This window comes from Mesorhizobium sp. Arg314 (assembly GCF_053714275.1).
This window is the reverse complement of record NZ_JBSKBP010000008.1, coordinates 1-13713: the sequence shown is the minus strand read 5'-3', so window position 1 is coordinate 13713 and position 13713 is coordinate 1. Positions and strand designations below refer to the sequence as shown.

The 13713-nt window shown below is 64.3% G+C and carries 12 protein-coding genes; all 12 read right to left on the bottom strand.

Translation table 11 applies throughout. From position 1 onward, the window contains the following. Positions 1-28: 28 nt before the first annotated feature. Entirely contained in the window at positions 29-1078 is a 1050-nt protein-coding gene (locus ACWGS9_RS10570; RefSeq protein ID WP_454505198.1) for a flagellar hook-associated family protein, read from the bottom strand. Positions 1079-1081: 3 nt separating this feature from the next. After that, positions 1082-2536 carry a flagellar hook-associated protein FlgK gene (gene flgK, locus ACWGS9_RS10565; RefSeq protein ID WP_454505197.1) on the bottom strand — a complete coding sequence of 485 codons (1455 nt, stop codon included), beginning with the start codon at positions 2534-2536 and terminating at the stop codon, positions 1082-1084. A 29-nt stretch (positions 2537-2565) separates the two neighbouring features. Beyond that, positions 2566-3819, bottom strand: coding sequence for a flagellar hook protein FlgE (locus ACWGS9_RS10560; protein WP_454505196.1), 1254 nt, complete (start codon positions 3817-3819; stop codon positions 2566-2568). A gap of 91 nt (positions 3820-3910) precedes the next feature. Next, entirely contained in the window at positions 3911-4579 is a 669-nt protein-coding gene (locus tag ACWGS9_RS10555) for a response regulator transcription factor (protein ID WP_454505195.1), read from the bottom strand. A 222-nt stretch (positions 4580-4801) separates the two neighbouring features. Continuing rightward, the gene (locus tag ACWGS9_RS10550; RefSeq protein ID WP_454505194.1) at positions 4802-5371 is read right to left on the bottom strand and encodes a lytic transglycosylase domain-containing protein; all 570 of its coding nucleotides are present in this window, start codon (positions 5369-5371) and stop codon (positions 4802-4804) included. After that, positions 5322-6674, bottom strand: coding sequence for a flagellar hook-length control protein FliK (gene fliK / locus ACWGS9_RS10545; RefSeq protein ID WP_454505193.1), 1353 nt, complete (start codon positions 6672-6674; stop codon positions 5322-5324). The genes ACWGS9_RS10550 and fliK overlap by 50 nt, the downstream gene beginning before the upstream one ends. Next, positions 6671-8233 (bottom strand): chemotaxis protein MotC, encoded by a 1563-nt coding sequence (locus ACWGS9_RS10540; RefSeq protein ID WP_454505192.1) that lies wholly within the window; start codon positions 8231-8233, stop codon positions 6671-6673. The genes fliK and ACWGS9_RS10540 overlap by 4 nt, the downstream gene beginning before the upstream one ends. Continuing rightward, entirely contained in the window at positions 8230-9648 is a 1419-nt protein-coding gene (locus tag ACWGS9_RS10535; RefSeq protein ID WP_454505191.1) for a MotB family protein, read from the bottom strand. Before ACWGS9_RS10535 ends, ACWGS9_RS10540 begins: the two co-directional genes overlap by 4 nt. Continuing rightward, a complete protein-coding gene (locus tag ACWGS9_RS10530; protein WP_454505190.1) occupies positions 9645-10271 on the bottom strand; it encodes a hypothetical protein in 627 nt (208 codons plus the stop codon). Before ACWGS9_RS10530 ends, ACWGS9_RS10535 begins: the two co-directional genes overlap by 4 nt. Before the next feature lie 3 nt (positions 10272-10274). Beyond that, positions 10275-11933: a flagellar basal-body MS-ring/collar protein FliF gene (gene fliF / locus ACWGS9_RS10525; protein WP_454505189.1), complete on the bottom strand. Its 1659-nt coding sequence runs from the start codon at positions 11931-11933 to the stop codon at positions 10275-10277. 180 nt (positions 11934-12113) lie between these two features. Then, positions 12114-13184: a flagellin N-terminal helical domain-containing protein gene (locus ACWGS9_RS10520; protein ID WP_454505188.1), complete on the bottom strand. Its 1071-nt coding sequence runs from the start codon at positions 13182-13184 to the stop codon at positions 12114-12116. Between the two features lie 345 nt (positions 13185-13529). Then, the coding region (locus ACWGS9_RS10515) for a transposase (protein ID WP_454505187.1) at positions 13530-13713 on the bottom strand (184 nt) is incomplete at its 5' end.

The window sequence follows — 13713 nt, the reverse complement described above, 5'->3', positions numbered from 1 at the left end:
CGGCGCTCTGGCGTTCTGGTTTATGTGTTCAGGTCAGATAGTTGAGCAGGCTGAGCCGCTGCAGACGCGCGGTCAAGGCGAAGGACGTCTCGATATGCTGCGTCAGGTCGGCGACGCGGGTAGCGGCTTCCGCCGGATCGACGCCTTCGAGATTGACGATGTGCTTCTCGAAGAGATCGACCTGGGTCTTCATGCGGTCGCTGGCATCGGACACGCGCTGCTGCGCGAGGCCCGTTTCGGCTCGCAACTGGGTAATGCCGCCGATGGCTTCGCCGACAAGCGCCTGCGCGCGGCTGACGACCGCGTTCTGTGCGGCCTCGCTGATGCCGCCGGTGACCAGGCTGCTGACCATGGCGGCCGCCATGGCAAGCTTGCGGATGCCCTGCTCGTTGGCGTTGACCGAGGTCTGGGTGGTTTCGTTGAGCGAAATACGGCTGGTGATCTGATCGTCGGTGGCGCTCGACCAGTTGGTCTGCCAGCCTGCGCCCAGGAATTGCGGCTCGACCTTGGTGGTGATGAAATCGTCCATCTGGGCGGCGGTGATGTTGGCTGCCGCCGGGGCCGTCTGGGTAAAGCCGAAATAGCTGGTGAAGGCGGCGTCGAATGCCGCCTTGGCCGGCGAGCCGGCGGCGCTGAAATCGTCGACCGGCTTGACGTCGGTGTTGGTGCCGGCAAACAAATATTCGCCGTTGACACTGGTGTTCAGGATGCCCGTCATCTGCTGCAGCGCCGAGGCGCCGGCGGTCCGCAGGATATTGGTCGATGAGTCGCCCGACACGCCGCTGGTCAGCGCGGACAGGAAGCTCTGCGCAGTAGAGGCGATCTGGCCGAGCGAATTCTGGGTCGATGTCAGGCGCGCGGTGACGAGCGCGTTGGAATCGACGATGCCGTTCAGCCGGTCGAGATCGCGCTGGAAGGTGACGGCCTGGGTCGTGCGTCCGCCAAGCGCCAGGCCGACATCGGCTACCTTGCCGGTCGAGGATTCCGTTGTCGCCTTGACGAGGTCGGCCTGCATGCGCGCCTGCTGGTAGCGCAAGGCATTGGAGATGGCGGCTGAGGAAACGGCTGTCGCTTTCATGAATTATCCTACCGCGCTCATCAGCGCGTCCAGCATATCGCTTACGGTCTTCATCATACGCGCCGAGGCCTGATAGGTGTGCTCCAGATCGAGAAGCAGCGACATCTCCTGGTCGACATTGACCCCGGTGTCGTTGGACAGCGCCTGGGCCGTGCGTGCGGCCAGCGCCTGCTTGCTGTCGGCATTGGTCGAGGCCTGCTGGCGGACGCCTTCGAACCAGCCGATGGCATTGGCCGCATAGTCGGAGACGCCGGAGCTGACGGTGATGCCAGCCGAGGTATCGAAGGCCATCGGCTGATCCAGCTTGTTGCCGTAGCCGATCAGGAGGTCCGAATAGGATGCGCCGCCGCTGGTGTTGGCGACATAGGCCGCGCCGTTGGCGCCCCCGTCGCGCAACAGAGCCGGATTGCCGCCGGCGCTCGGATCAAAGGCGGCGTTGACACTGATCGAGCCGGCGAGGCCGTCGACCAGGGTGCCAGCGGCCGGAATTGCCGGCGCGCCGGACCAGGTGAACAGGCCGGTCGCGTTGGGCTGCGATGGCGCGGTCTCGGCAAATGCCGTGATAAGGCCACGCGCGATTTCGTCGAGCTGGCTCTGCATGGTCGAAGCGACACCGTCGCGCAGCTTCAGCAGGCCCGCAAGCTTGCCGTCGGCGGTGGTGCTGTCGCTGGTGCCTGCCGAAACCGGCACGTTGTCGATGTAGATCGTGTTGCCGGGCGTACCGGCCGAGTAGCCGGCCGACGGCGTGAAGGTCACTGAGCGCGGTACGGTCTCGAACAGCGTCGAGCCGTCCTTGGTGGTGATGACCATGTCGTTGTCGCCGCGCGTGAAGGTCGAGACCGGGACATATTCCGATATCTTCTTCAGGAGCGCGTCGCGCTGGTCGAGCGCATCGGACACGTCCGTGCCTGAACGTGTGCCCGAGATGACGGCCTTGTTGGCATCCTGGAACTGGCTGAGCAGCGAGTTGAGGTCGTTGACGGCGGTGGCGATCTGGCTGTCGGCCTGGGTGCGGAAATGCTGGATCGCCTTGGTGCCGCTGTTCAGCGAATTCACCACCTGCTTGGCGGCGTCGACGACGCTGGTGCCGAGGTTCTGGTTCGACGGCGTGGTGGCGTAGAGCTGCAGGGACTGCTGCAGATTGGCGATCGCCGTCGAGGGGGACGACGCGTTGTCGACCCCGTTGACCGAGAGATCGAGCTGATCCATGCCGTTGTAAAGCGCGCTCTGGCCGCTCCATGCCGACAGCGCCGAAAGGTTCTGGCGGAACAGCAGATCATTCGCGGCGCGCTGGATTTCCACCGCCCTGGCGCCGGGTGCCGTGCTGGTTACCACGGCGATGCGGCGGGTATAGTCCGGGTTCGACGCATCGGCCACATTGCGCGATACGACGCTGGTTTGCTTGGACGTGGCCAGGAGCGCCGACTGGGCAATGCTTAGTGCGGAGGAAAGCGACATGCTGATCTTTCACGGGCGGCGCCCGTCGTTTATCTCTTCAGGTTGACGAGAACGTCCATCAGGTCCGAACCGGTCTGGAAGACCTTGGAATTGGCGGTGTAGCTGCGCTGCGCCGCAATCATGTTGGTCAGTTCCTCGGCGATATCGACGTTAGAGTTTTCGAGCGCTCCGGAGACGATGGAGCCGAGCTTGCCTTCATTGGCAAAGCCGATGTGAACCGCGCCGGAATCGGTGCTTTGCACATAGACGTTGCCGGGCATGGCGGTGAGGTTGTCGGGACTCTGAACGTCGGCCAGCGGGATCTTGTACAGCGCCTTGGTCGAGCCATCCTCGAACTGCGCGTAGATGACGCCGTCCTGGCCGATCTGGACCTTCTGGATGGAGCTCGGCGCATTGCCGTTGACTTTGGCATCAGCAACGGTGAAGCCGGTGCCGAGCTGCGTCAGCTGGGAAAGATCGAGATTCATCGTCGCGCCGCCCGGCACCGTGAAGGAGACGCCCGTGGTGGCGCCGGTCAGCTTGCCCGTGGTGGTGTCGAAGGTGAGGTTGGCCGATCCCAGCGCGCCGCCCGTATAGGGGAAAGAGGTGCCTGCCGTCGCCTTCGACTGATCGAACACCGAGACCTCCCAGGTACCGGCGCCGGTGTTGGTGAAGTAGACGTCGAGGAGTTTCTTGTTGCCCAGATTGTCATAGGCAACCAGCGAGGTCTTCGATGTGTATTCGGCGGTCGCGCTGTTCGTGGACGGCAGCGGACCGGAGGGCGGGGTGGCGCCCGCGGGCAGATTGCCGGTGAAGTTGCCTTCCGTGCTCGGCGTCGCCGTCATTTGCTGGTCGGAGATCTGCACCGGCACGAGGCCTTCGAAGCCGTTGGCGGTCGCGGCCGGCTCGCCATTGGCGTAGCTGTAGGCCATGAGCTGGTAGCCCGCGGCATTGACCAGCCGGCCTTGCGCGTCCGGTACGAAGGAGCCGGCACGGGTGAGGTAGGGCGTGCCGCTGGCATTCTGCACGACGAAGAAGCCGTCGCCGTTGACGGCAAGGTCGGACACCGAGGTGGTGTATGTCATGACGCCTTGCGTGCTGACGGCGGAGCGGATCGTCGTCGTCACGCCGCCCGAATTATAGGCGCCGCCGGTGCCGGGCATGATCAGTGTCGAGAACTCGGCCGAAGAGCGCTTGTAGCCGGTGGTGTCCGAATTGGCGATGTTGTCGGCCACCGCGGAGAGGCGGTTGGCCTGCGCGTTCATGCCGGAAACGCCGGTTCGCATCATTCCGTAGAGGCTCATCGATACATCTCCGCAGTGTCTGGGTAGGAGGCCATAAAGCTATGCCTCGTGTCTTGCGCGAGGCTGGCGCGGGATGTGCCCTGGGCGGCCATCAAAATACCAGCCGGTAGCCGAGAAACCTCTTGGAATCGATCGGGTCGTGGCCGAGCTTCTCACGCAGCTTCTTGCGCAGCTTCGAGATGTGGCTCTCCACCACGTTCTCCTCGACCTCCTCGTCGAAGATGCCGTAGATGGCGTTGAAGACCTGCGTCTTGGTCACGCGCCGGCCGCGGTTGCTGGCCAGATATTCCAGGATGCGCCGCTCGCGCCGCGGCAGCGGCAGCGGCTCGCCGTCGATCTCCGGATCGCGACCATCCATGAAGATGCGCATCGAGCCGACTTCGGTGTAGGCGGCCTCTTCGGAACCGCGGCGGCGGATGGCGGTGATACGAGCGAGTATCTCGCGGATATGGACAGGCTTGCGGACGACGTCGTCGACGCCGCTTTCGAACAGCCGCAGCGTGTGTTCGAGCGAATGGTGTTCGCTGAGCGCGATCACCGGCGCGCCGGTGCGGTCGCGGATCTGGCGCGGCGATATCGCGCCCTCGCGGCAGTCGCCGATGAGAAAGGCCCTGACGCATCTGAGATCGGTGTCGGCGGCGGAACTCACCCACTCGCCGAATTCGCCTGGCGCGAAGCCGGCAGTGGCCACCCCCTCGCGATCGAAAAGTGAAGAGTAGCCCTCAGTCACGAGCTCTCGCTCGTCAACGATCACGATCATCGGCCCGCCCTCCGAATCATTTCACTTGCCCCGTGCGGAAAGGGGTACCCGGCTCGACGAATCCTGAAAAACCATCATTTCTTGTAGCTATTTTCTTGGGAGTTTTTTTGGGAGCCGTAATAAAAGCGGTTGTGCAGGTGTATTCGCGCCAACTGTTGGCGCACGAATATTGGCGCCGGCGGGTAGGCTGGCGAAGGCCGATCGGCACTCGGGATGAAGCAACTACTGATTGCAGAAGGCGTTGGCATTCGGCGTCCATTTGCCAAAGCCGGTGGCGACCATATTGGCGATGACGCGGCAGACATAGACCTTCTGCGCGGGGTCGTTGTCGGGGCCGGCATGGTAACGGGCGACAGCCATCGACCAGGTCACATGCCGGGCGTGCAGGCTGGCCAGGAAGCGTGCCGCGTAGTCGACGTTCTGATGCGGGTCGAGCATGTCCTCAACGCTGCGGAAATGATCGCCATGATAGTGATGGTTGATCTGCATGCAGCCGAGGTCGATCAACGTCTTGCCCTCGCGACGAGCATTCTCGAATGTCGCGAGCGCTTCACCGCGGTCGCGCGGAAAGACGGCTTTTCCTTCTATATTCAAGGCATTAGGTTGAAGGCTGCCTTTCTTTCCAGTCTCGGTCAGGCCGACCGCATAGAGAATCCCGGCCGGCACGCCGTAGCGATCGGCGGCGCGCAGGATCTCCGGCTCGCAGGGATTGGCGGCGGCGTTGGCCGTGCCGGCGGCGAAACTAGATAAACATATCGTCGCCAGCGCGCTCGCCAACAGGCGAAGCGGCACGCCCGAATTCCTGTGCGCCATTGCCCTCGTTCCTTCCCGGTTGCCGGCCGCCGCCCGCGCTGTTGCCGCCTGAGTTCCCGGGCTGGAACGAAGGCTGGTCGCGACCCGTCGACATCGGCATGGCGCTGCTCGCGTCGGCGCGGCTGGCTGCGTGTGCTGCTATCGAGGGTTGTAGAATGGTCACCTTGTCGACATCGAAGCCGAGGCTGCGCATGGACTTGATGATGGCATCGCTATCGGCGGTGAGACGACGATATGCCTCGTGTGTCTCGGGCTTCATCTCAATCGACAGTTGCTCCCCCGAGAGCCGCAGGCTGGCGGTGACCGACCCGAGCTCCGAAGGGTGGAGCTCGATCTTCAGCACATGTGTCGGAACGGCAACAGAGTTGGTCGTCTGCAAGCCTGCCGAGGCACTCGCAAAGGCCTGCTGGACGCCGTTGTCGGAGGCAAGCGCTTCAACCAGCGCCGATGCCGTCTGGCTGATCGGGTTTTGCGCCGGCGCCGGAAAGCTCTGCTGGCTGACGACTTCCATGCGCCCGGCCGAAGAGGACTGCTTGGCCGGTGTCTGCTGCGCGGATTGAGACTGTTGCGAAGCCTTGGAAGCGGAGGTCGGCCGCCAGCCCTGCGGCGGCAATGCGCTGTCGGCCTGCGTGTCATCCCCTTGCACCGGCAACGCTTCGGCATCGCGCCGGCCCGGCATATCCAAGGCCACTTTCGCCTTTGCCGGCTCCTGCCCGAAATCGGGCCCCGAACCTTCCGCCATCGTCGAGCGGGCGGATCGCGACAGCGGCTCGGCGGAGTTGTCGACTACCGCGCGCTTGCCAGCCCGCAGCCGCAGTTCCGGCAAGCCGTGCTCGCCGGAACCCTCTTCACCGTCGGCGGAAGTCTTGCTGCCCGTGCCCGACGATTGCGCGAAATGCTTCATGTCGCTCAGCGCCATCAGCAACGGCAAGCGGTCCTGTAGCGGCGCGGAATCGCTGGCTTGCGCCGTGGCATCCTTGCTCGCCGTTGGCTTCGCCTGGCCGTCGGTCTTCGCGGACTTTCCCGTCGCTGCTTTCTGAGAGCCGGTTTTCCTCTGCGGGTCCGGCTCCTCCTTGCCGTCGCTGGCCGGCGATCGCTTTGCCTGATGAGCGTCCGGCACGACCGGTCCGCTCGTGGGCCTGTCCTGCGGCCGATCGGGCCTCTCGGTCCCATGCACCATCTCACCGAAATCCTGATCCCCATCCTTGCCGCCGGCGGCATGCTGCCTGGGCTGGGACTGGGTCGAAGCAAAGCCCGGCAGGGTCTGGTTGACGCTGGTCATTTCGGGGCTGCTCCGAGTAGCTGGTCGATCTGGTCTAGCTGACGGCGCGTGCTGGCCACCGCCGCATCGACAGGGTCTTGCGCATCGGGCGCCGCCGCCGGCGCGGATGCCTGCACCACCGGCGCGGCGTCAGCCGGTACAGGAGCGGCCGCCGGTGTTTCAGCCGTTTTTTGCGCCGGCTGCGGGGCAGGGGGCGGCGAAGCCGCGGGTGGCGTGTCTCTGGCCTGATCGCTCGCCGCGACCGGCGGATCGCTGGCCGCGACCGACGGATCGCTGGCCGCGACCGACGGCTGGTCGGGCATCGCCCCTTCCACCGGAGGCAAGTCCGCATTGGCCGGATCGGCCGCGGCCGCGGATTTCGCGTCGTCACCTTTCGCAACTGTTGCCGGCGCAGCGCCGGCCTTGGCGGTCGCCTTCACCGGCGCCACCACTTCGCCCGCGACAGCCCGCGCGGCGTCAAGCAGGTCGCGGTCGCTTTGCGAAAGCTTGCCGCGATCGATCTTGCCGAGCTTGGCACGCACCTCGTCGACGCTGGCCGATGTCATGGTGGAAAGGCTCGAATAGAGCTGGGTGCGCGGGTCGTCCTGGTTACTATTGCCGTTGCGGCCGAGCTCCGCCTTGGCCGAGGCGAAGGCCGACAGCTCCGTCATCCCGTCGATCGCGGCGCGGCGTGCGATGCGCAGGTAGATCACCTTCTCGCGCTCGGAATCCATCATCGAGGTGATGTCGGCGATCTTGTCCTGGCTGATCGCCATATGCAGCGTCATGAGGCCGGAGACAAAGGCATCGGCGAACTGGCTTGCGTAAGGCGAATAGAGATAGGACGCGACATACTGGGTCGAAGCCAGCGCGAAACGGGCGGCGTCGCCCTGCGCGGCCGCGATGCCCACGGAGCGGCGAAGCGCTGCCTCCTCGACCAGCGTGCCGGGGCTGAGCAGGCGCGCCTCGTCCAGCAGAGCGAGCGCCTGGGCAGGATCGTCGGTCGCTAGCAGTGAGCCCTTGACCAGCGCCAGGAAGGCGCCGATGTCGGCGGGCACGCCCATCGGATCGATCGGCTTCAGCATTTCGATCGCCTCGGCCGGCCGCCCGTTCAGATAGGCGACGACGCCCTTGGCGATGGCGACGCTTTGCGGATCGGTTAGTGCGCGCGAAGCCGCCGCCGCGACCGTAACCGGATTGCCGCCGCTCATGCCATAGACCAGCAAAGCGCGGAAATTCTTGGGCTCCTTGAGATCCTCGGCATTCGCATCGCGCATCCGCGCGTCGATCATTTCGAGGAGTTTCGCCTGCATCGGCAGCGCGGCATGATCACCGCCCGCGATACGGTCCTGGATCAGCTGCAGCGAACGCACCAGCTGATAGGGTTGCAGGGTGTCCTGCGCGAAGGCGGCTGATGACGGCGCCGCGGCGAGCAGCAGCAGCGCCAGAGCAATTCCAGGAAAAGTGTGAAACGGTCTTCCGTTCGGAATTGCGTCAAAACAAGGAGATGGAGCGGTTCGCCGTTTCGGTGAAACGGTGAAATGCCCTATCGCGCCGCCGATGACGGTTCCGCCCCTCATCCGCCGGCCGCCATCAGGATTTCGATGCGACGGTTCGCGGCCGCCATCGGATCGGAGGCGATCTTTGGCTGCCGGTCGGCGAAGCCCGCGACCTCGGTGACGCGGCTCTCGTCGACGCCGCCGCGCACCAGCATGTAGTAGGCCGAATGGGCGCGCGCGGTGGACAGCCGCCAATTGTCGTAAGTGTCGCTGCGGAACGGCCGCGCGTCGGTGTGGCCGCTGATTGTGATGGTGCCCTTCTTCTCGTTGATGATGTGGCCGATCTTTTCCATCGCCAGCACCAGCTCGCGGCGCGGCATGGCCGAGCCGATCTCGAACATGCCGAAATCGAGCTGGTCGGTGATCGAAATGACGACGCCCTTGTCGGTGGCTTCGACCGAGACGCCGTCGGCGAGTTTTTCGCCCGGCAGGAATGCCTTGGCGAGTTCCTTCTTGATATCCGCCGCTTCCTGAATAGCGGCTTTGCTCGGCGCCTTGTCGCCCTTGTCGGCGGCTTGCTCCGGTTCGGCCTTTTCCGCTTTCGCCGCTTCCGCCTTGGTGTCGCCAGCCGCAAGCTCGCGCTTGTCGGCTTCGGCTTTCCCGCCCTGTGCTTTCTCGCTCTTGTTCCCTTCGCTCGCCGGCTTCTCAACCTCGCCCGGCGCGTTTTTTTGCCCGCTCTTGGCGTCAGTCTTTGCCGGGATTGCCAGCGGCTCCAGCGGCGCGGCCGTCAGCGGGGGAGCAGCCGGAACGGCCTTCACCTTCGGCACCGCGACTGTCGCGACCTTCTCGCCGGGCTTGATCGGATCGCCATCGATCCTGGTGCGTTCGGCGGTGGCCTCGGCGCCAGGCGTTGCAACCTGCTGCGACCAGAAATCGGGCGCGAACGGATCGCGATAGGATTCGCCGCCGGAGGCGCCGGTCGCCGGGCCGGCTGCCTGAGCACCGCCTTCGCCCTTGGCGCTGACGTTCTGCATCACCCCCGTGTCTGCGGCGATTTCCGCCAGCACCGCATAGGGATCGGCAAACAGCTTTTCATCGGAGAGCCGGGCGTCCTGCGCCCCATCCTTGGTCTGCCGGCGTTCGGACGAGCCGGCGCCGCCCTTGCCGTCATCGCCCGCCTTGGTTGCGCCGTCCTGCGGGTTGTCCGAGGTCAGGCCGACCTTGCTAGGGCCGTCGCCAAGGTCTTCGAGACCCTTGCGGCTGGAATTGCGGTCGATCAGCTCGACCGGATTGAAATAGCTGGCGACGGCCGCCTTGGTCTGCTCGTTGGCGGCGTTGATCAGCCACATGACGAGGAAGAAGCACATCATCGCCGTCATAAAGTCGGCGAAGGCGATCTTCCACACGCCACCATGGTGATCGTCGTCATGACCGTCGTGATTGCGCTTGACGATGATGATCTCATGCCGGGGTTCGGCATGGTCGATGGCGCTCATGACAGAACCTCCGACAATGACGCCGACCACTCGGCGATACGCGTCTCGAACACCGTTTCGTCAATGGTGACGGTCAGGTCGAAGCCCGGCGCCTCGGTGAAGTCGAGATTGGCGGCGCGGGATCCAAGCGCCGTCTTCAGCGGCTCGAACAGCGAGAGCGGTCCCCGAACACCGATGCGGACGGCCTCGTTGTCGGCGACCGCGGCGCTGATGGCGCGCGAAAGGGCCGCGAGCGACCGTTGCTGCAGGTCGTCGCTGAGAAGGCCGCCGACGATGCGGGCGACCGTCGCGCCGGCAAGCTCGGCTACGCGCTGCTCCATGGCCGCGATCCGCGTGGCGACAGCGGTGCCGAGATCGCCGCCGAAGCTTTCAAGGAAAGCTCTCGCCGCATCGTCATTGGCCTGGCGCTCGGCGTCGAGCGCCGCCTGATGGGCGAGCGCAAGGCGCGTCTCCAGCGCTGCCTCCGCTTCGGCCACCGCCTCGGCGATCAGCGCGCCTATATCGGCCTGCGGCGACGGCGCGGCCGGCATATGTTCGGCGTCGCGCGCGGCCGGCGCCTGGTTGGCTGCTGAGGCCCGCGAACCAAAATCGGGCAGGAGATCGAAGAGGGCTGCCGAGGCCATGGCCTAACCCACGGCTTCCGGGACGGCTGCCCATTTGCGCAGAATCTGGGCGGTGCGCTCCTCATTGAGGTCGACCATGCGGGCAAGCCGCTCCTGCGGCGCCGGTCGGATTTTCTGGCGCAGATCATCGAGCGGGGTTGCGCCGGGGCGCGCGCCGGGCAGGGCACCGGCCGGGGCCTCGGCGGTGATCGCAGCGACCGGGGCATCGGGTGTCGGCAGCGAGCGCTGCACGTCGTCGAAGCTTGGGCCGGCGATGGCCGCGGGCTTCGCCGATGCCGTGAGCGCCGCGGCCATCGGCTTCAGGCCGAAAAAGGCCACCAGGAAAACGACGACGATGAAGGCGCCGGCATTGATCAGCGTGCCGGTATGGGTGCCGATCGAGGCGAGGATGCCCGGCTGATCGATCGGCTCACCGTCGAGGCCGTTGATGAACTCGACCGCCGACACGTCGATGATGTCGCCGCGCTTGTCGTCGAAGCCGGTCGCCGAGGCCACCATCTTCTGGATCTCGACGACACGCTTGGCGATCTGCTCCGGCGTGGCGTCCTTGCCGAGGATGGTCTTCAGCCGATCCTGGTTGACGACGACCGCGATGGACATCTTGTTGACCGTGTAGCCGTTGGAGACGGTGGCGATCTTCTTCGAGTTGATCTCGTAGTTGGTGATCTCCTCCTTGCGGTCGTTCTGCGAGGTCGATTGCGGTCCCTCGGTGGTGGTGGTCTGGGTCTCGGGCAGGTTCTGCTCGACGCTGGTCGGGGTCGAGGCCTGCTTCTGGTTGCTGGCTTCGTTGGTCTTCACCGATTGCACCGAGCGCTCGACGCGTGAGTTCGGATCGAAGATCGTTTCCTCGGTCTGGCGGGTGTCGGTGTTGACGTCGGCTTTCACGCTGGCGCGGAAATTGTCGGGGCCGAGATAAGGCGTCAGCGCGCGGCGGATATTGTCGCCGATCTGCGCCTCGACCGTCTGCTCGACACCGAGCGTGCGGGCGGCACTCGTATTGGAGGGGTCGTCACCGGCGGCCAGCAAATTGCCGTTGGAATCGAGCACGGTGACCTTGTCGGCCGAAAGGCCGGGAACAGCCGCAGCGACGAGGTGGCGGATCGACATGGCGCTTTTCTCGGCGTCGCTGCCGGCATAACGGATAACCACCGAGGCGGAAGGCTGCTGTTCGTCGCGGCGGAAATTGGCGCGCTCGGACATGACGATGTGGACCCGCGCCGCCTTGACGCCGGAAATCGACTGGATGGTGCGCGCGATCTCGCCTTCCAGAGCGCGCACGCGGGTGATCTGCTGCATGAAGGAGGTGAGGCCGAGCGAACCGACATTGTCGAACAGCTCGTAGCCGGCATTGGCGCTGGTCGGCAGGCCTTTCTCGGCAAGCAGCATGCGCGCCTGCGCCGTGGTGCCGGCCGGCACCAGCACCGAGGTTCCGTCGGAGCCGACATCGAAGCCGATGCCGGCATCGGCCAGCACCAGGCCGATCTGGTTCACGTCGGAACGCTCGAGGCCGACATAGAGCGTCTCATAGGCCGGCCGGTTGAGATAGACGGAGGCGATGCCGATGACGGCCATGACCAGGGCCGCGATGCCGCCCATGAGCGCCAGACGCCGCAAGCCGAAGCTCTTCAAATTCGCGATGATGCTCTGGATCTGTTCCGGCACGATTCAACCGCTCCCAGCATGACTGTCCGCCGGAAGACTAGACCGCGAAGCTTGTGCGAGGATGATAGCCGCGCCGTCGAAGAGCGAGCAAAATACTGAACGGGCGACTTCCTCCCCACGAACGAAAAGGGCCGCGCTTCAGACGCGGCCTTTTTCGTCGGTCGAAGTAGGTCTGGTGGCTTAGCCGTTCTTGAACAGCGACAGGATCGACTGCGAGGAGCTGTTGGCGATCGACAAGGACTGGATGCCGAGCTGCTGCTGCACCTGCAGGGCTTGAAGACGGGTCGATTCCTTGTTCATGTCGGCATCGACGAGCTGGCCGACGCCCCGATCGATGGAGTCCATCAGGCTCTGCGTGAAGGTCTTCTGCAGGTCGATCGAGCTCTTGGCTGAGCCGAGCACGGTGGCGGAGTTAGTGAGCTGGTTCATGACGTTGTCGATCTTGGTGACCATCTGCGTGATGATGTCGTCGGTCACGCCCGCTGCCGTGATGTCGAGATTGAAAGCGGAGACATTGTCGATCTTGACGGGGGTGCCCGTCACAGCGGCCTGGCCGGCGACGTTGGCGGCGATGTCGGTGTTGCCGGCGGCGATCGAGGCCGTATAGGCCGCGTCGTATGCGGATTGGTCCGTAGCCGTCGAATAGATCGACGTCTTGCGATCGAGAATGCCCTGGTTCTTGACGTCGGCGGCAAGACCGGAATCGAACAGCTTGGTGCTCTCGACATTGATGTCGATCGTTCCGAGCGAAATAGCGCCGGACGAGGAACGGTTAAAGGAGGAAACGATCTTGGCGTCGGGCTGGACGCCGTCATTGGCCGCGGCGACCTGCTTGGACGTCACCGAAAGGAAATTCGAACCGGAGAAGGTGGCGGCATCGGCGAAGGATTTCATCTGCGCCTGAAGCGCGGTGATTTCGGTCTGTGTCTTTGCCTTGTTGGCATCCGACTGGCCGACGCTCGACAGCAGCTTTGTCTTGATCTTGCCGATCGTGTCCAGCACGTTTTTCATGCCGGTGTAGGCGGTGTCGACTTTCGAGGCGCCGAGGCCGAGCGCATCCTGCACGGTCGACAGCGCCGAGTTGTCGGAGCGCATCGTGGTGGCGATCGACCAGTAGGCGGCATTGTCGGAGGCCTCTGAGACCCTGTAGCCGGTCGAGATTCGGGCCTGCGTCTGCTCAAGCGATTTGTTGGTGGCGTTGAGGCTTTGAAGTGCAGTCAACGCCGCAGCGTTCGTCATGATGCTCGCCAAGAAACTCGCTCCTTCTCAAAAGCCGGCATGCCACACAGACCGGGTCGGCCTGCCCATCGGCTGCGATCGTGCCGGTCGGGCCGATTCGACAACCTAAGTCATTGGTTAACCATACCTAGCTCGATATGGTTAATGGCCTGTTAAAAGTAGGCTTTCAAGAGGTTAAGGAACGAGGGTTGCGCGAGCCTTGAGCTAATGCATGTCGCCCAGAAGTGTACGCGGTTGCGGGACAACGACATGCATAAAAACAAGGACTTAAAGCGCGTCGCCTGAATCCGTTTCAGCGCGACGCGCTTTAGAGCAAAAGCGTGCACGGTTGGGAAACCGCTCTAGAGCGGGATGAGATTAGTGTTGGTCATAGCCTGAGTTTTGGAAATAGTGTGAGCACTCTGTCGGTGTGACGCGGTTGAGTGTTTTTGCGATAGCGTCGCAAACGGCTTGGACGGTGCGGCTTGCTGCCTTTCTGAGCCAGTGCTTAAGCTTTGAGAAGAGCTGTTCGATCGGATTGAGATCGGGTGAGTATTTCGGC